Source organism: Tardiphaga sp. OK245, from assembly GCF_900108575.1.
GTDB lineage: Bacteria > Pseudomonadota > Alphaproteobacteria > Rhizobiales > Xanthobacteraceae > Tardiphaga > Tardiphaga robiniae.
On record NZ_FNWZ01000001.1, the window covers coordinates 563,520 to 580,980 of the forward strand.

Here is a 17,461-nt window from a genome sequence, read left to right on the forward strand (position 1 = left end):
TAACTCTCCCGCGTGATCGACCTCGTATAAGTCGCCGCTCCGCATTTCGTTCCATCAGTTGAAATATCGCCGACTCACACTCGCATCCGATTCGTGCCATAGATGGCGCAAAATGCGTCCAGGGATGAAATCACCATGCCAGCACCCAAACCGCCTGCTTTTGAAACGCTGAGTCTGCATGCCGGCCAGCATCCGGACGCAATCACCGGCGCGCGCGCCGTGCCGATCTACCAGACCACGTCCTACGTGTTTCAGGATTCGGATCACGCTGCTGCGCTGTTCAATCTCGAACGTGCCGGCCACATCTATACGCGCATTTCAAATCCGACGACGGCGGTGCTGGAAGAGCGCCTCGCCGCACTCGAGAACGGGGTCGGCGCCGTGTGCACCGCATCAGGCATGGCAGCGCTGCATCTCGCCATCGCCACACTGCTCAATGCCGGCGATCACATCGTGGCGTCGTCCTCGCTCTATGGCGGCACCATCAACTTGCTGGCCCACACGCTGCCGCGCTTCGGTATCACCACGAGTTTCGTCAAGCCGCGCGATCTCGACGCCTTCAAGGCGGCGATCAAGCCGAACACCAAACTGGTGATCGGCGAAACCATCGGCAATCCCGGCCTCGAAGTGCTCGACATTCCCGCCGTCGCCGACATCGCCCATGCCGCAAAGATTCCGCTGCTGATCGACAATACTTTCGCGACGCCATTCCTGTCGCGGCCGATCGAGCTCGGCGCCGACATCGTGATGAACTCCGCCACCAAATGGATCGGCGGCCACGGCATCGCTATCGGCGGCGTGATCGTCGATGGCGGCCGCTTCGACTGGCACGCCTCCGGCAAATTCCCGCAACTCACCGAACCCTATGCCGGCTATCACGGCATCGTTTTCGACGAGCAATTCGGCACTGCCGCCTTCATCATGCGCGCCCGCACGGAAGGATTGCGCGATTTCGGCGCCTGTCTCTCGCCGACCAATGCGTTCCAGCTTCTGCAAGGCGTCGAGACACTGGGCATTCGCATGGAGCGCCATATGGCCAATACACATGCGGTGCTCGCAGCGCTCACGGCCAACAAGGCCGTCGACTGGGTGCTGCATCCGTCGCTGGAGAGCCATCCGGATTACGAACTCGCAAAACGCTTGCTGCCGCGCGGCGCCGGCTCCATCGTCTCGTTTGGTATCAAGGGCGGCCGCAATGCCGGCCGCAAATTCATCGAAGCGCTAAAACTCACCAGCCATCTCGCCAATGTCGGCGACGCCAAAACACTGGTCATTCATCCCGGAAGCACCACGCATCAGCAGATGGACGCCGAGCAACTCAAGGCCGCCGGTATCGGCGAGGAGCTGATCCGTCTTTCCATCGGCATCGAAGCCGCCGATGACATCATCGATGACCTCGCGCAGGCGCTGCGCATCTCGCAGAAGGGCTGAGCGATGCAACTCACCGTCAACGGTCACGAGACCTATATCGCGAATGGCGGCCGCACGTTCGATCCTTCCCTGCCGGTGGTCGTGATGATCCACGGCGCCGGCTTCGATCACTCGACCTGGGCGCTGCATACGCGCTGGTTCGCGCATCATGGCTTCGCCGTGCTGGCGCCGGATCTGCCCGGCCATGGTCGCTCAAAGGGTGAAGCGCTCACGACCATCGCCGATCTCGCAGACTGGACCGCAGCATTGATCGAGGCTGCAGGCGCAAAGACTGCGCGACTGATCGGCCATTCCATGGGCTCGCTGATCGCGCTGGAGGCTGCAGCGCGGCATCCCGGTAAAGTCACGCGCCTCGATCTGATGGGCACGGCAGGAACGATGACCGTCGGCCCGGATCTGCTCAAGGACGCCGAAGCCAATCAGCATTCCGCCATCGACATGGTGTCGATCTGGGGGCTCGGCTTTCGCGCCGAACTCGGCGGCAGCCTCGCGCCGGGGTTGTGGATGCATAGCGGTGCACAGCGCGTGCTCGAAGCCACAAAGCCGGGCGTGTTGTTCGCCGATCTCAACGCCTGCAATACATACCAGAATGCGCTGACCGCTGCGGGCCAGCTTGAAATCCCGGTCACGCTCATCCTCGGCGAACGGGACATGATGACTCCTGCCAAGGCCGGCAAGACCCTGGCCGCCGCATTGAAAAACGCCCGCACGGTGATTCTGCCGGGTACGGGCCACATGATGATGGTCGAACGTCCCGACGACGTGCTCGCCGCGCTACAGCACGAGCAATAGAGTCTAGAAGTCTTCGATGACTGTTGCACCGCGCGGCGCGCTGTGCTTCCTGTCCGGTGTTATCGGTGCCTCCGCAAGGAGGTGAAACGGGAATGCGGTGCGGGGAAATGTCCCCTATGCCGCGGCTGCCCCCGCAACTGTAAGCGGCCATTCCAGGTCCACAAAGCCACTGAATTTGCATCGCAGATTCGGGAAGGCGGACCGGGAGACCACCGCGAGCCAGGAGACCGGCCGGTAACGAGTTTCACACTCGTTCGACGGTGGGTCGACGGAAGGGGTTATATGACTATCCGGAATTTGGCCGCAGGCACTGCGGCCGTTGTTGTTCTGTCCTGCTCTCATAGTGCTGCGCATGCGCAGTCCAGTGCCGAGCAGCTCTCCGAAATCGTGGTGACGGCGGACAGAGCACCCGAACAGCTCAATCGCACTGGCAGTTCGATCAGCGTCGTGTCGGGCGAGACCATTGCGACCAGCAATCCCGGCTCGCTGGTCGATGCGCTGCGCACTGTGCCAGGTCTCGACATCAGTGAAAACGGCGGCCCTGGCGGCACCGCGAATGTGCGCTTGCGCGGCGGCAACACCGGCCAGACGCTGGTGATGATCGACGGCATCCGCGTCAACGATCCCACCGCCGCATCGGGCGACTTCGAATTCGCCATGTTCACGCCTTCGGCGATGGAGCGCATCGAAGTCCTGAAGGGCCCGCAGAGCGCGCTCTATGGCTCAGACGCCATGGGCGGCGTGATCAATATCATTACCAAGAAGGGCTCGGGCCCTGCGCAAGTTAACGTGCGCACCGAAGCCGGCAGCTATGGCACTGTCATGACGCAGGGATCGCTGACCGGCACCAACGGTCCGTGGTCCTACGCTTTCACAGGTGGCGGTCAGCATTCGAACGGTTTCTCGCGTTACGGTTATCGTATCCCTGCCCTCGAAGCACGTTTTCCGAATCTCGAAAACGACAGCTTCGATCGCGTCGGCGGCTCGGCGCGCATCGGCTACGATGCAGGCGAAGGCATCCGGCTGGAATCCGGCATCGTCCATTCGTTCACGCGCGCAGCCTACGATGCGGCCAGCGGTACATATCCAGATACAGGATCGTCCACTGACCGCCTGCTGCAAACCGTCTACGGCCGCGTTGGGATCGACTCGTTCGGTGGGGTGTTGACGCACAACATAACTGTCTCGAATACCCATACCGAGCGCTCGTTCAACGAACTCAGCTATCCACTCAGTATGCGGCCGCCGCCGGGCGCGACCGCAAGGATCTTGGATTACTGGGGCAACAGTCTCGGCGCAGAATACCAAGCGACGCTGAAACTTGGCGCTTTCGGCTCCCTGATCTACGGTGCCAAGACCCAGAGCGAAACGGCACAGACTTTCACCACGGGCATCCTTCCGACACCGACTGCAATGACCTCCACATTGTCGAAACGGCAGGACACAAATTCGGTGTTCGCGTTGTGGTCAGTCCCGATAGGAGAGCGGCTTAACATCACCCTCGGCGGCCGTGTAGATGACGTCGTCGATGTCGCTCGCTTCGAGACGTGGCGCGCGACTGCCGCCTATAACATCACGGAGACCGGGACCAAATTTCACGCCAGCGCCGGAACAGGCGCCAAGGCACCAACGCTGTTCCAGCTCTATTCACAGGCCAACGGCACCCCATCGCTTTCCCCCGAAACGAACTTTGGCTACGATGCTGGTATCGATCAGAGCCTGTTCAACGGTCGCGTGGTAGTATCGGTCACAGGCTTCGCAACCGACTACAGCAATCTGATCAACTTTGTATCGTTTACACCTAGTGCATGCGCCGCTGACCAGAAGACGGGTTGCTATAACAACGTCGCACGCGCCGAAACCAGCGGTCTCGAAGTTGGCGCCAATGTGGACGTAATTCCCGGCCTGATGAAGTTCAACGCGGCCTACACCTATCTGCACGCACAAGATCTCGGCAATGATACAGTGCTGGCACGTCGTCCCAAGAACTTCGCCCGCTTCGCACTCACGATCACGCCCACCGACAAGTGGATGATCGAGCCGCGCGTCACGACCGTGTCGAAGCGCTTCAGCAGCGCCAATCAAGTCGGTCAGGTGGATGCCTATACCCGCGTCGATCTCTATACCGAGTACAAGATCGACGCCAACTGGAAGGTCTTCGCCCGCGGCGAGAACATCCTGAATGAGCACTATCAGGAAGTGCTGAACTTCGGCACCACGGGACCTGCGGCCTACGCAGGCTTCAACGCCACATGGTGACCGCAGCGCCAGCAGCACGCCGCCGGACGATCGCCACACTGGCGCTCGTCGGTCTCGTGACACTGCTGGCACTGGGCTCGCTCGGCACGGGACCTGTCAAACTCTCGCCGCTGACGGTGCTCGATGCACTGTTCGGCGGCGGCAGCGACGTGCAGCAGATCATCGTGCGCGAAATCCGCTTGCCGCGCGCGATCCTCGCACTGGCCATCGGCGCGATTCTCGGCCTGTCCGGTGCCGCGCTACAGGGCTTGCTGCGCAATCCCCTCGCCTCGCCGTCGCTGTTCGGCGCGCCGCAATCGGCGGCCTTCGGCGCGGTGCTGATGATCTCGCTCGGCTGGGCCGATGTTCGCTCATGGGCGCTGCCTGTTGCCGGCATCATGATGGCGTTCCTGTCGGTCTTCGTGCTGCTCGGCATCGCCGGTCGCAATGCGGGTCTGCTGTTGCTGATCCTCGCCGGTCTCGCGATCTCCAGTCTTGCGGGTGCCGCGACGGCGCTGGTGATGAACCTGTCGCCCAATCCTTTCGCCGCGCTCGAAATTGCATTCTGGCTGCTCGGTTCACTGGAAGACCGCAGCTTCCGTCACGTCACGTTGGCGCTACCATTCATTGTCGCCGGCGCAATCATTTTGATGAGCCAGCGCTCGGCCTTTCGTGCATTGAGCCTCGGCGAAGAGACCGCACAGAGCCTCGGTGTCCATGTGAGCCGCCTGCGCCTGCTGGTGATCCTTGGCGTCGCACTCGGCGTTGGCGGCGCCGTCGCAGTCACCGGCACTATCGGCTTCATCGGCCTCATCGCACCGCATCTGATGCGCCCGATCATCGGTCACGATCCCGCACGATTGCTGATTCCGAGCGCCCTGACCGGCTCGGCGCTGTTGCTGGCCGCGGATATCGCCGTGCGCATCATCCCGTCGACCACAGACATCAAGGTCGGCGTCCTGACATCGATCATCGGCGTGCCGTTCTTTCTCTATCTCATCATGCGCGAGCGGCGCGCACTAGGCGGAGGCGTGGCGTGAGCGATCAGGCGCTGCTGACCGCGAGCAATCTGAGCGTCACGCTCTCCGGGCGCGAGGTACTGCACGATGTCTCGCTCTCGCTACACCGACAGCACCTCGTCGCTTTGGTTGGCCCGAACGGCGCCGGCAAGACAACGCTGCTGCGCGCATTGGCAGGCTTGCAATCGTCCACCGGCGCGATCCATGTCGCCGGCGACACATTGGCGTCCTTGTCGCTCCGCGAGCGCGCAAAGCGCTTCGGTTATCTGCCGCAAGGCCATGTCGTGCATTGGCCGCTCGACGTGAAGGACGTCGTCGCCCTCGGCCGCTATCCGCATGGCGCGACCGATCCGGCGCGGCTGACATCGTCGGACAAGGCTGCGGTCGAACGCGCGATGCGGGCCACCGACATCGTCGCCTTTGCCGATCGCCGCGTGACTGAGCTTTCGGGTGGCGAGCGCAGCCGCGTCGCATTGGCCCGCGTCCTCGCTGTCGAGGCCCCGATCGTGCTGGCGGATGAGCCGACCGCATCGCTCGATCCGCGCTACCAGATCGATGTCATGACAAATCTGCGCAATGTCGCGAACAGCGGCGTGCTGGTGATCGTGGTGACGCACGATCTCGGCCTCGCAGCACGCTTTGCCGATACGGTGCTGGTGATGTCCGACGGACGCCTCGCGGCCCAAGGCGCGCCGCAACAGGCGCTGTCCGATGACATCGTCGCCAATGTGTTCCGCATCAGCACCTATCGCGCCGAACACCGAAACGAAACGATTATCCTGCCTTGGGCGGGAGTCTGAGCGATGTGGCGGCTATTTCGCCAGCGCAGCAGCAAGCCGGTTCAGAGCAGCCGCATCGGGCGGCAGGCCGAACCGCAGCAGCTCATGGCTCCAGTCGAAGTGGCGACACCAGATCTGCTGCCGGGCCAATGCGATATGCAATTTCAAGGCGTCGGCATGTCGCGCCAGCCTGTACAGCGGCGTGCCGCCGACAATCTCGAAGCCGGCATCGGTCAACACATTGTCCAGCTTGATGCCCTGCGCGACCAGCGCGACGCGGGTTTGCGTAGTCCAGCCTTCGTCGCGCAATGCGGCGGCGCCGATGACCTGTGCCGGGCCGGAACACGCCCATGGACCAACCGCCGCTGCGATACGCTGCGCGATCAGTGGAGCAGCGAGCGCAAAGCCGAGACGCAGGCCCGCGAGACCGTAGAATTTTCCGAAGGAGCGCAGAATAACAATCGGCAGTGTCGCGCACAGGCCGACAGCGCTGATCGCAGGATCGACATCGGCGAAGGCCTCATCGATCACCAGCCAGCCGCCGCGCCGTTGCAAGATCGCCGCAACATCGGCGAGCTCGTCGCGCATGGCGATACGCCCGTCAGGATTGTTGGGATTGACGATCACCACATGCTTGGCATGATCAGGCAATGCGCTGAGGCTGCCGATCACGCCAACCTCATGTCCGCCGGCACGCCAAGCCGCGACATGCTCGTTATAGGTCGGCCCAACGACGGCAACGGCTCCAGGCGCGGCGAGATGCGGCAGCCACTGGATCAGAGCCTGCGTACCGGCAGCGGCAACGACATCGACGTTATCGGGCACGTGGTAAGCGCTGCGCGCGGCAGACAGCAGCGACTGTTCGTCGGCGCGCGTCGGCAGGCGTTCCCAAAGATGGCTCGGCAGGTTGGCAGGAATGGGCCACGGCCATGGATTGATCCCGGTCGAGAGATCGAGCCATTGGTCCGGCGCGCCGCCGAATTCCGCCATCGCCTGCGTGAGATCGCCACCATGTTTCATGCCTGTGTCATGCCATCATATCGGGCAAAGCGCGAGAGGCTTTGGCCGCTCGCGGCTGCGACACTCGCACTGCTCGCATGCGTGCCGCTGCAGGCCAGTGCGGCCGATCTGCCGCGCTTCGCCTCGATCAATCTGTGCACCGATCAACTGCTCGTCACCCTCGCCGATCCCGAGCAAATTCTGGGTCTCAGCCCCTATGCGCGCGATCCGTTCCGCTCCTGGGACAAGGACAAGGCGAAACTATTCCGCCTGCTGTCCGGTGAGGCCGAGGATGTGCTGGCGCTAAAGCCGGATGTCGTCGTTGCCGGCCGCTTCACCAAGCGCGCGACCCGCGAACTCCTGAAGGACAAGGGGTTGAAGGTCATCGAATTCGATCCCGCCCGCTCGCTCGACGACGTCAAGAAACAGCTCCGCCAGATGGGCGCGTTGGTCAAGCATCCGGAGCGTGCTGAAGCCGAGATCGTGAAGCTCGATACTGCTATCGCGCAGGCCCATGCCGCCGTACAGCGCAAGCCGTTGCGCGTGCTGGCGGTGTCGCGGCGCGGCTGGGTGTCCGGCGGCGAAAATCTGACCACGTCGTTGCTATCAGCGGTCGGGCTGCGCAATGCCGGCGGCGAGCTCGGCCTCAAGGCTGGCGGCTTCGCCTCCTTGGAGGCGATCGTCACGCTGAGGCCAGATCTGCTGCTGGTCACCGACAATACCGATTTCGCCGAAGACGAAGGCCGCGCCTTCCTGCTGCATCCCGCACTGGAGACATTCTATCCGGCATCGAAGCGACTGGTGCTGCCCGAGCGCCTCACCGCCTGCGGCGGTCCGACCATGGTCGAGGCGCTCGATCGACTGACCACCGAAATCAGCCGCGTGGCGCCCTGATGCTGGTGCATGGCGACGCGCTCCTGCTGGTGGTCGCGGCGCTGCTGCTCGATGTCGTGATCGGCGATCCCGACTGGCTGTGGCGACGCGCGCCGCATCCCGTGGTCTGGATCGGCAACGGCATCGGCTGGCTGGAACACCGACTCAACCTCGAGAGCTGGTCGCGTCGGCAACGCAAGCTCGCCGGTGTCGTCACCGTCATCGCGCTGGTCAGTGTCGCAATACTTGTCGGCGGACTGCTTGCCGATCTCCTCAACGACAACTGGATCGGCTTTGCAATCGAAGCCCTGATTGCCTCGACGCTGATCGCCCAACGCAGCCTGTATCAGCATGTGGCCCGCGTGCACCGCGCTTTCACTGAGGCTGGATTGCCGGCGGCGCGACAGGCCGTTGCGATGATCGTCGGCCGCGATCCTGAACAACTCGACGAAGCCGGTGTGGCGCGCGCGGCGATCGAATCCACCGCAGAAAATTTTTCCGACGGCATCGTCGCGCCGGTGTTCTGGCTGGCATTGCTCGGATTGCCTGGCCTGATCGCCTACAAGGCCATCAACACGGCCGACTCCATGATCGGTCATCGCAGCGTGCGGTATCAGGATTTCGGCTGGGCGACCGCCCGACTCGACGATCTCGTCAATCTGATCCCGGCGCGCTTGTCGGGAGTATTGGTCGCGCTCGCTGCGCCGGTCGCACGCGGATCAATCATCGCGTCATTGAAGATCATGTTGCGCGACGCCGGAAAGCATCGCTCGCCCAATGCCGGCTGGCCGGAAAGCGCCATGGCTGGCGCGCTCGGAATCGCGATCGCTGGACCGCGCGTCTATGCCGAGGGCGCCGTCAACGATCCCTATCTCAATGCCGAAGGCCGAACCTCAGCGTCTGACGACATCGGCCGGGCACTTCGCGTGTTCGTCGCAGCCTGCGTCTTGCAAGCCGCAATCTATGCTGCGCTGGCGCTGCTGCTCTGACGGCTGCGGGCGATCTCGATCAGCCGATCGATATCCAGATGTTTTTCGCAATGATCAGCCAGCGCATCGAGCGCGGCTTCGATCTGCGCATCATAGGCCAGAGACGAGGCAATGCCGAGATTGGCCAGCCATGCCTTGCGGAAGGTATCGCCGGTGAACAGGCCATGGACATAAGTGCCCTGCACGCGTCCATCGACGGACGCAGCACCATCAGGTCGTCCATCGATCATCACGAGCGGCCGCGCGCAGTCGTCACCCTCGCTGCGACCGAGATGAATCTCATAGCCTTCGATGGCGGCGCCAGTCGCACAATGCGTACCGGTGACTAGCGTCGTGGATTTATCCGCGCTCATCAGCGTCGCTATATCGAGCAGGCCGAGCCCTTCCACAGTGCCTGGTGAACCATCGACGCCATCGGGATCGGCGATCGTACGGCCGAGCATCTGGTAGCCTCCGCACAGGCCGAGCACATGACCACCGCGGCGCACATGCGCCTTGATGTCGATGTCCCAGCCCTGCGCACGCAGGAAGGCGAGATCGCCGATGGTAGATTTACTGCCGGGAATGATGATCACGTCGGCATTGCCCGGAATGGCTTCGCCCGGCCTGATGAAGACAAGCTTCACGCCGGGCTCCATGCCCAGCGGATCGAGATCGTCGAAATTGGCGATCCGCGCCAGCACCGGCACCGCGATGATGCGGGTCGATGACGAGGCGTGAGTGCGGTCGAGATCGACGGCGTCTTCGGCCGGCAGGAACGCAGCCTGCGGCAGCCATGGCAACACGCCGATGGGTGGCCAGCCGGTCAACCGCGTGATCGCGGTGAGGCCGTTATCGAACAGGCTGGGATCGCCGCGAAACTTGTTGACGATGAAGCCGTGGATGCGCGCACGCTCCTCCGCCTCCAGCACCAGATGCGTGCCGGCGAGACTCGCAATGACGCCGCCGCGATCGATATCGCCAGCGAGCACCACGGGAATGTTGGCCGCGGCAGCAAAGCCCATATTGGCGATGTCGCCGGCGCGCAGATTGATCTCGGCCGGGCTGCCGGCGCCCTCGATGAGAACGATGTCCGCCTGATCGGCGAGCAGCGAAAAACTTTCGAGCACGGCGGGCAGCAATGCGGCCTTCTTCTCCAGATAGTTCTTCGCCCGCAGCGTGCCCCAGCGCTTGCCCTGCACAATCACCTGGGCGCCGGTGTCCGTCTCCGGCTTCAGCAGCACCGGGTTCATGTGGACACTTGGCGGCAGCTTCGCCGCCCGCGCCTGCACCGCCTGCGCGCGGCCGATCTCGCCACCATCGACCGCGACAGCAGCATTGTTCGACATGTTCTGCGGCTTGAACGGTGCCACCTTCAAGCCACGCCGCACCAGTGCCCGCGCGAGGCCAGCGACGATCGTCGACTTCCCGGCATTAGAGCCGGTCGCCTGGATCATCAACGCGGGCGTGGTGAGGTTCATGCTGCGCTCCAGCCTCTCAGCATGTCATCCCCGCGAAGGCGGGGATCCATAAACACATCAGAGATAAGTGATCTCCGCAGCAACTGCTCTGCCGTTTCCATTGCTCCGACAGGGGCTATGGATCCCCGCCTTCGCGGGGATGACAGATGGAGAGGTCCTGCGTGCTCAAGGTTCAAAACTCGATGCCCTTCTGGCCCTTGATGCCTGCGCGGAACGGATGCTTGATCAGCGTCATCTCGGTGACCAGATCGGCCATCTCGATCAGCTCGGGCTTGGCGTTCCGGCCGGTGATGACCACGTGCTTGTCGGCCGGCTTCTCGTCGCGCAGGAAGGTCAGGACTTCATTGAGGTCGAGATAGTCGTAGCGCAACACGATGTTGAGTTCATCGAGCAGCACCAGACGATGGCGATCATCGCGGATCATTTCCTTGGCGCGCTCCCAGCCCGCGGTCGCGGCAGCAATGTCGCGTTCGCGGTCCTGCGTGATCCAGGTGAAGCCCTCTCCCATAATGTGCAGCGTGACGAGATCCGGGAAGGTCTTCAGCAACCGCGCTTCGCCGGTGTCCCATTCCGGCGACTTGGTGAATTGGACGATACCGACCGGATAGCCGTGACCGATATGGCGGAACACCATGCCCAGCGCTGCCGAGGTCTTGCCCTTGCCGGTGCCGGTATGGACGATCAACAGGCCTTTCTCGCCGACCTTGGTCGCCATGATTTTGTCCTTGGCGGCCTTGTGCTTGGCCGCCTTGATCTTGTGGCGGGCATTTTCTTCATCGTCGTGGGCGAGTTCGGTCATGCGATTTCCTTTGCGATCTCTTTGTGTGCCTGCGGCAGAAGTTCGGCAATCAGATCGGCAGCGCGATTGGAACGCGGTGTCCACAGATCCCGGCGAATGGCTTCGGCAAAGCGCGCCGCCGTCTCACGCAACGCCGCGGGATTGGCAGATGCCATAAAGCCGCGAACTTCGTCATTTTCCAAATAGGAGGCGAACAACTGATCGAAATGGTGATTGGCGACCGCATTGGTGGAGGCCGCGAAACCGAACAGATAATCAACCGTGGCCGCGATCTCGAACGCACCTTTGTAGCCATGGCGCATCACGCCGGCGATCCATTTCGGATTGGCGCCGCGGCCGCGCACCACCCGCGAGATCTCATGCGCCAGCGGCCGGGCAATCGGCGCTTCGGGGCGCGACGTATCGATATGGGCGATGCGCGGCGCCGAGCCACGCAGCGTCTGCACCGTCGCCGCGAGGCCGCCGATGAACTGGTAATAGTCGTCGGAATCCAGAATGTCGTGCTCGCGATTGTCCTGCGCCTGCGCGACGAGATCGACGCCCCTCAGCCGTTCTGCGAATTCGCCTCGCGCGTCCTCGCCATCGGTTCCACCGCCATAGGCATAGCCGCCCCAATCGAGATAGACCTCGGAAATGTCGGCACGATTACTCCAGCCACCCTCATCCATCAGCGCCTGCAGGCCCGCACCATAAGCGCCAGGCTTGGAGCCGAACACACGGCGCGTCGCCTGCCGCCGCGCAATCTCGCAGGTCATGCCACCAGCTTCTAGCGTACGGGCACGCGCGCGGACATTGGCCGCAATGGGATTGGCGTCGTCGGGTTCGTCGAGTTCGGCCACGGCGCTCACGGCGGAGCCGATGATGTCCATCTGGGTCGGGAATGCATCGCGGAACAGGCCGGAGACACGGAAGGTCACATCCACGCGTGGGCGCTTCAGTTCCGACAGTGGCGTGATCGCAAAGCCCGTGACGCGGCCCGAGGTTTCCTCCCACAACGGCCGCGCGCCGATCAGCGCAAGCGCCTGCGCGACATCGTCGCCGCCGGTGCGCATATTGGCCGTGCCCCAGGCCGATAGCGCGATTGCCCGCGGCCATTCGCCGGCCTCCTGCCAATAGCTCTCGACCAGCCGTTCGGCCGCCAGCTGTCCGATGCGCCAGGCTGATGGCGTCGGCACCGCGCGGACATCGACGGCGAAGAAGTTACGTCCGGTCGGCAGCACATCGGGGCGTCCACGCGTCGGCGCGCCAGATGGACCGGGCCGCACGAACTGACCGTCGAGGCCTTTGAGGAATGCGGCCGTCTCCGCGTCCCCGCAGGCATCGATGGCGGGTCCCAATGTCGTAGTGATCCAGCCGAGCACTTCGGCAGTGCGCGTCCAGGCGGGATCGCAGTGCAGCTTGCCGGAGACAAGTTGCAGCGCCATCCCTTCGATCCGTTCGACGGTATCACCTGTGGTGCGCCACACTGCATCGCTGACATCGGCAAGAACGCCGGGGCGCGGGCCGAGATAGTCATCGGCCATATCACGGGTGAGCGGGTCGAACGTGCCAAGACCGAGATCGGCAGCCAATGCGCGATGCAGTGACGCATCCTGCGGCTTGATGTCCGAGCGCGGCAGGCGCGCGATGGATACAAGGAGATCATTGCGCTGCGCGTCCTCGGGCACGCGGCCAAATATGTGCAATCCGTCGCGGATCTGCATTTCCTTGAGATCGCACAGATGGGCGTCGAGCGCGCGCAGCGCCTCGCCCGTGGGCGTGTCGCGGGTGACATTGACGTCGGCATCGATCTGCTGCGCGCGGGCGAGCGACAGGATGTCTTCGGCGATCACGGCAGCGCGCTTGGGATCGAGATCGGTCGCCATGGCATATTCGTCGACCAAATTCTCCAGCCGCGCCAGATCGTCGTGCAATTCGGCCCGCGTCATCGGTGGTGTCAGGTGATCGATGATCACGGCGGAGGTGCGGCGCTTGGCCTGAATGCCCTCGCCGGGATCGTTGACGATGAACGGATAGAGATGCGGTAGCGGACCGAGTACGGCATCGGGCAGACAATCGGCTGACAGACCGGCGCTTTTCCCCGGCAACCATTCGAGATTGCCGTGTTTGCCGAGATGCACCACCGCATGGGTATCAAAGCCGCGGCGCAGCCAGAGATAAAAGGCGAGATAGTGATGCGGCGGCACCAGATCGGGATCGTGATAGGTGCTCTTGGGATCGATATTGTAACCGCGTGCCGGCTGCACGCCGACGGTGATGTTGCCGAAACGATGCAGGCCAAGGCGGAAGGCGCCATCGACGACATGCGGATCGCTCTCAGCCTTGCCCCAGCGTGACTCAATAGCCAGCCGCACATTGGTCGGCAGCGTCGCAAAGGCCGCGTGATACTCAGCCAGCGGCCACGTCATGCCACCGCTTCGCTCGGCGCGACCGGCAAGCGCATTCGTTGGACCCTGTTGCAACAGCTGCATCATGGCGGTCGTCGTGTCAGGCGCGTCACCAGTGCCGTAGCCGGCTTCGCGCATCGCGGCGATCACATCGATCAGGCTCTGCGGCGTATCGAGGCCGACGCCATTGGCAAGGCGTCCATCGCGATTGGGATAATTGGCCAGAATCAGCGCGACGCGTCGTTCGCACGCCGCAGCGCGGCGCAAGCGCACCCAGGCGCGCGCCAGATCAGCGGTGGCATCAATCCGATCCTGCACCGGCTGCAATGTTGTCGGCGCAAAGCCGCCGTCGCTGGCGCCACGTTCCTTGAAGGCGATGGCATTGGCGAAGATGCGGCCATCGACTTCCGGCAACACCAAATGCATCGCCAGATCGCGCGGCGTCAGGCCGCGAGTAGAGGCTTCCCAGCTGGCCCGCGAGATACCTGCTTGCGCCACCTGCAGGATCGGGCAACCTGACGCTGACAACACGCCGGCATCGTCATGCGCGGTCGCTGTGGCGAAGGCCGTGGCGTTGATGATGATATCGGGCGGATAGGCCGCAAGCGCGGCGCGCAGGAATGCGGCGGAGCGCTCATCTTTCAGGCTGGTAACATAGAGGCAAACGGCATTGAGACCCCGCGCGCTCAAAGACAGACGTACCGCATCGATCGCGGCGGTGTCCCCACCTGCGACCAGCGCACGATAGAAGATCACGATGGCATTGGGCCGATCATCTGGTGTCGGTTCACTCGGCCAGAACCCGGCCGACGGCATCGGCCGCGCGGCGGGAGGTTGCTCTCCGTGACCGATCAGATGCGCGGCATAGCGCAGTGCCAGCTGCGCGTTGTCGACGCCGCCCTCGCTGCAATAGCGCCACAGTGCATGGGTGTCGTCGCTGCTGACCGTGCCGCGGGCGGCCAGTTCGGCATTCCAATCCATCTCGCCGGGCAGGCAGGCGAACTTGCTACCGCGGCTCAGCGCGTCGCTGCGCAGACTCTCCACACCATGGGGCCAATAGCTGATGCCGCCGAGCATGCGCAGCACCACGATCTTCGCCTCAGCCAGCGTGCGCTCGACATAGAGATCGACCGACGCGGGATGACCGAGCGCCAGCATGTTGGTGAACCGCACGCTGGGGAAATCGCCCGGCAGTGTCGCATGCGCCGCATTGAACGCCGCCAGATCGCTGTCAGCCGCCGACAGCACGACGATATCGGCGGTGTCCTGCCCGAGATCGCGGGCGACGTCACCGTCGTCAATGCTGCCGGAGGTATCGAGCTTCAGATGCATGCGGGTGAACCTGCGTTACCCGGCGAGTGCCTTTCGCACGGCGTCGCCGTCGAATCCCTTGAGGCCGATGACCACCAGATGCTCGGCCTGCATCACGTCCGGCCGGGCGAAGGCGAGTTCAACGCGAGCGCCGACGGCCTGCACCACGATCGGCGCGGGCTTGTCCGTAATGCGTGCATGACCCTTCACGCGCAGCACGCCATCGAGGCCAAGCGCGTCGCTGATGCGCGCACGCATCGCGTCGATGCTCGCAGCAGCGGTGGGTTTGACGACGATGCTGTCGAAATCGTCATGGTCGTGTTCTTCTTCCTCGCCGTGATGGCCGACACGAGCGGCCATGTCGTCCTCGGCGGCGGCATTGAGGCCGATCAGCACCGATGGCGCGAGATCGCCCTTGGAGCGCACGATGCTCACGCCGGGACGCAGCACGGCTTTGAGCTTGGTCTCGATCTCGGCGAGTTTTTCCGGAGCGACGAGATCGCTTTTCGACAAAACCACCAGATCAGCGCAAGCGAGCTGGTCCTCGAACACTTCCTCGATGGGGTCGTCGTGTTCGATGCCTTCGTCCTTGGCGCGCTGTTCGGCAACAGCGTCTTCGTCCAGCGTGACACGGCCTTCAGAGAGCGCCAGTGCGTCGACGACAGTGACGACGCCATCGACAGTGGCGCGAGTCTTCACCGCCGGCCAGGCAAAGGCCTTCAACAGCGGCTGCGGCAGCGCGAGGCCGGAGGTCTCGATGACGATGGCATCGAGTGGACGCTCGCGCGACAGCAGCTTGTCCATGGTCGGCACGAAATCATCGGCCACGGTGCAGCAGATGCAGCCATTGGTAAGCTCGACGATATCGCCGGGCGCACAGGCCTTTGCCGCGCATTCCTCGACCAGACCGCCATCGAAACCGGCATCGCCGAACTCATTGACGATCACGGCGATGCGGCGGCCATCGGCCTGGGTCAGCAGCGAGCGCAGCAGCGTGGTCTTGCCGGCGCCGAGAAATCCGGTGAGGACGGTGACGGGAACGCGGGACATTCAATTCTCCTGGGAACGCTTGAGCCAGAGCGGAAGCCCGGCGGCAATGAACGCAACATTCGGCACGGCGGCCGCGATGATCTGGTTGAGGAGGCCCTGCGCATCGCGAAACGCGCGGCCGAGCGGTGTCTCCGGCACGAGGCCGAGGCCGACTTCGTTGGACACGAACACGATCGGATAGCGCGAGACATCGAGGAAGCGCACCAGGCGCTTCGCTTCAATCTCTGGATCGCGCTCGGCAAACATCAGGTTCGACAGCCACAGTGTCAGGCAATCCACCAGCACGACGCGCCCGACCGTGGCCTCGCGCGTCAGCGCATCGACAAGCGCCAGCGGCTCTTCCACAGTGATCCAGCCTTCGCCGCGCTGCTTGCGATGCTGCGCGATGCGGGCATGCATCTCGTCGTCACCGGCCGTCGCAGTGGCCAGATAGATTTTCGTCAGGCCGATGCCATCGACCAGCTTTTCGGCGAAGGACGACTTGCCCGAGCGCGCACCGCCCAGCACCAACGTGGTAGAGGTCGCGGTCATTTCGGCGCACGCCCATCTTCAGGCGACCAACGCATCGGCGGCACGCGCGCGACCATGCCCTTGCGCAGCACCTCGGCGCGCTCGCGCCATGGCACCAGACCGTAATCGGCCTTCTGATAGGACTCCACGAAAGACACCAGCGCCGCGCTGCCGCTATCGGTCTGCAGATCGCCGAACAAGAACGTGTAGCCATCAGGGCTCGTCACCGCGACGGTCGCCGGTCGCTTGCAGACGCTGAGGCACTGCACCGGACGCACCATCACGGCGCCATCGCCATCGCCGAGGGCGGCCTTCACCGCATCGAACATGTCCGGCCCGACGATCGTGCCAGTTTCGGCGGCCTTGCAGCTGATGCACACACTCACGACAACGGGACCAGCGGGCACGGGGCGCGGCGGTTCGACCGAAATTTGTTCGCCAGAGATATCGGCGCTGTCGTGATCCATCACATGCTCAGTTCACGCCCTCACGGGCTTACGAGCTTTGTTGGATCGCGCCGACAGCATTGCCGTCGGTTCGCTCCCGTCCGGTGCACCCCGCCCCGACGACGCCTCCAAAGCACAGTTCGTGATGGCAGGTCTCCTGGCTTGCGAGTCACAGCCTGTTGCCGCCTTCCCAAGAATTCTGAAGAATTCCCAGTGGCACCGGCGCGGGCTCGTCGCTTACAGTTGCGGGGGCAGCGCCGGCCTCAAACCGGCTTCCCTATTCACCTTCCACGCGGAAGGACCATCGCAAAAGACGCTATCTGCCGGGTGCGCCGGGGTCAACCGCGCCGACGGACTGTAGCCCGGACCTGTTGACCT

General features: G+C 63.6%; 14 protein-coding genes and 2 riboswitches. Of the genes, 7 read left to right on the plus strand and 7 right to left on the minus strand.

Annotated features, from left to right (window positions below):
- Positions 1-135 precede the first annotated feature (135 nt).
- From BLW80_RS02555 to BLW80_RS02575, 5 genes are all read left to right on the plus strand, one after another.
- A complete protein-coding gene (locus BLW80_RS02555; RefSeq protein ID WP_093756691.1) occupies positions 136-1,431 on the plus strand; it encodes an O-acetylhomoserine aminocarboxypropyltransferase in 1,296 nt (431 codons plus the stop codon).
- A 3-nt stretch (positions 1,432-1,434) separates the two neighbouring features.
- Positions 1,435-2,223: an alpha/beta fold hydrolase gene (locus BLW80_RS02560; protein ID WP_093756692.1), complete on the plus strand. Its 789-nt coding sequence runs from the start codon at positions 1,435-1,437 to the stop codon at positions 2,221-2,223.
- A gap of 46 nt (positions 2,224-2,269) precedes the next feature.
- Positions 2,270-2,473, plus strand: a riboswitch (cobalamin riboswitch).
- A 32-nt stretch (positions 2,474-2,505) separates the two neighbouring features.
- Positions 2,506-4,482, plus strand: a complete 1,977-nt coding sequence (locus tag BLW80_RS02565; RefSeq protein WP_093756693.1) for a TonB-dependent receptor plug domain-containing protein — start codon at positions 2,506-2,508, stop codon at positions 4,480-4,482.
- Positions 4,476-5,501, plus strand: coding sequence for a FecCD family ABC transporter permease (locus tag BLW80_RS02570; RefSeq protein WP_093756694.1), 1,026 nt, complete (start codon positions 4,476-4,478; stop codon positions 5,499-5,501). The genes BLW80_RS02565 and BLW80_RS02570 overlap by 7 nt, the downstream gene beginning before the upstream one ends.
- Positions 5,498-6,280, plus strand: a complete 783-nt coding sequence (locus tag BLW80_RS02575) for an ABC transporter ATP-binding protein (RefSeq protein ID WP_093756695.1) — start codon at positions 5,498-5,500, stop codon at positions 6,278-6,280. The genes BLW80_RS02570 and BLW80_RS02575 overlap by 4 nt, the downstream gene beginning before the upstream one ends.
- 12 nt (positions 6,281-6,292) lie before the next feature.
- Here BLW80_RS02575 and cobD read toward each other — a convergent pair whose 3' ends face one another.
- Positions 6,293-7,279: a threonine-phosphate decarboxylase CobD gene (gene cobD, locus BLW80_RS02580; RefSeq protein ID WP_093756696.1), complete on the minus strand. Its 987-nt coding sequence runs from the start codon at positions 7,277-7,279 to the stop codon at positions 6,293-6,295.
- A 9-nt stretch (positions 7,280-7,288) separates the two neighbouring features.
- Here cobD and BLW80_RS02585 point away from each other — a divergent pair, with 9 nt between their 5' ends.
- A complete protein-coding gene (locus BLW80_RS02585) occupies positions 7,289-8,152 on the plus strand; it encodes an ABC transporter substrate-binding protein (protein WP_093757313.1) in 864 nt (287 codons plus the stop codon).
- Positions 8,152-9,120 carry an adenosylcobinamide-phosphate synthase CbiB gene (gene cbiB, locus BLW80_RS02590; protein ID WP_093756697.1) on the plus strand — a complete coding sequence of 323 codons (969 nt, stop codon included), beginning with the start codon at positions 8,152-8,154 and terminating at the stop codon, positions 9,118-9,120. The genes BLW80_RS02585 and cbiB overlap by 1 nt, the downstream gene beginning before the upstream one ends.
- Here the strand turns inward: cbiB and BLW80_RS02595 are convergent.
- The 6 genes from BLW80_RS02595 to BLW80_RS02620 all read right to left on the minus strand — a co-directional run bounded on the left by BLW80_RS02595 (position 9,093) and on the right by BLW80_RS02620 (position 17,104).
- Positions 9,093-10,580, minus strand: a complete 1,488-nt coding sequence (locus BLW80_RS02595) for a cobyric acid synthase (protein WP_093756698.1) — start codon at positions 10,578-10,580, stop codon at positions 9,093-9,095. The two genes, cbiB and BLW80_RS02595, sit on opposite strands and share 28 nt — an antisense overlap.
- A gap of 172 nt (positions 10,581-10,752) precedes the next feature.
- Entirely contained in the window at positions 10,753-11,379 is a 627-nt protein-coding gene (gene cobO, locus BLW80_RS02600) for a cob(I)yrinic acid a,c-diamide adenosyltransferase (protein ID WP_068734347.1), read from the minus strand.
- Positions 11,376-15,098: a cobaltochelatase subunit CobN gene (cobN, locus tag BLW80_RS02605; protein ID WP_093756699.1), complete on the minus strand. Its 3,723-nt coding sequence runs from the start codon at positions 15,096-15,098 to the stop codon at positions 11,376-11,378. Before cobN ends, cobO begins: the two co-directional genes overlap by 4 nt.
- A 15-nt stretch (positions 15,099-15,113) precedes the next feature.
- Positions 15,114-16,127 (minus strand): cobalamin biosynthesis protein CobW, encoded by a 1,014-nt coding sequence (gene cobW, locus BLW80_RS02610; protein ID WP_093756700.1) that lies wholly within the window; start codon positions 16,125-16,127, stop codon positions 15,114-15,116.
- Positions 16,128-16,658, minus strand: a complete 531-nt coding sequence (gene cobU / locus BLW80_RS02615) for a bifunctional adenosylcobinamide kinase/adenosylcobinamide-phosphate guanylyltransferase (protein WP_093756701.1) — start codon at positions 16,656-16,658, stop codon at positions 16,128-16,130. It abuts the gene before it with no gap.
- Entirely contained in the window at positions 16,655-17,104 is a 450-nt protein-coding gene (locus tag BLW80_RS02620; RefSeq protein ID WP_093756702.1) for a DUF1636 family protein, read from the minus strand. The genes cobU and BLW80_RS02620 overlap by 4 nt, the downstream gene beginning before the upstream one ends.
- A gap of 109 nt (positions 17,105-17,213) precedes the next feature.
- Positions 17,214-17,404: riboswitch (cobalamin riboswitch) on the minus strand.
- Between the last annotated feature and the right edge of the window lie 57 nt (positions 17,405-17,461).

Coding starts and splice junctions, on each gene's coding strand:
- BLW80_RS02555 (WP_093756691.1), top strand. CDS start 136: ATGCCAGCACCCAAACCGCCTGCTTTTGAAACGCTGAGTCTGCATGCC.
- BLW80_RS02560 (WP_093756692.1), top strand. CDS start 1,435: ATGCAACTCACCGTCAACGGTCACGAGACCTATATCGCGAATGGCGGC.
- BLW80_RS02565 (WP_093756693.1), top strand. CDS start 2,506: ATGACTATCCGGAATTTGGCCGCAGGCACTGCGGCCGTTGTTGTTCTG.
- BLW80_RS02570 (WP_093756694.1), top strand. CDS start 4,476: ATGGTGACCGCAGCGCCAGCAGCACGCCGCCGGACGATCGCCACACTG.
- cobD (WP_093756696.1), bottom strand. CDS start 7,279: ATGAAACATGGTGGCGATCTCACGCAGGCGATGGCGGAATTCGGCGGC.
- BLW80_RS02585 (WP_093757313.1), top strand. CDS start 7,289: ATGCCATCATATCGGGCAAAGCGCGAGAGGCTTTGGCCGCTCGCGGCT.
- cbiB (WP_093756697.1), top strand. CDS start 8,152: ATGCTGGTGCATGGCGACGCGCTCCTGCTGGTGGTCGCGGCGCTGCTG.
- BLW80_RS02595 (WP_093756698.1), bottom strand. CDS start 10,580: ATGAACCTCACCACGCCCGCGTTGATGATCCAGGCGACCGGCTCTAAT.
- cobO (WP_068734347.1), bottom strand. CDS start 11,379: ATGACCGAACTCGCCCACGACGATGAAGAAAATGCCCGCCACAAGATC.
- cobN (WP_093756699.1), bottom strand. CDS start 15,098: ATGCATCTGAAGCTCGATACCTCCGGCAGCATTGACGACGGTGACGTC.
- cobW (WP_093756700.1), bottom strand. CDS start 16,127: ATGTCCCGCGTTCCCGTCACCGTCCTCACCGGATTTCTCGGCGCCGGC.
- cobU (WP_093756701.1), bottom strand. CDS start 16,658: ATGACCGCGACCTCTACCACGTTGGTGCTGGGCGGTGCGCGCTCGGGC.
- BLW80_RS02620 (WP_093756702.1), bottom strand. CDS start 17,104: ATGGATCACGACAGCGCCGATATCTCTGGCGAACAAATTTCGGTCGAA.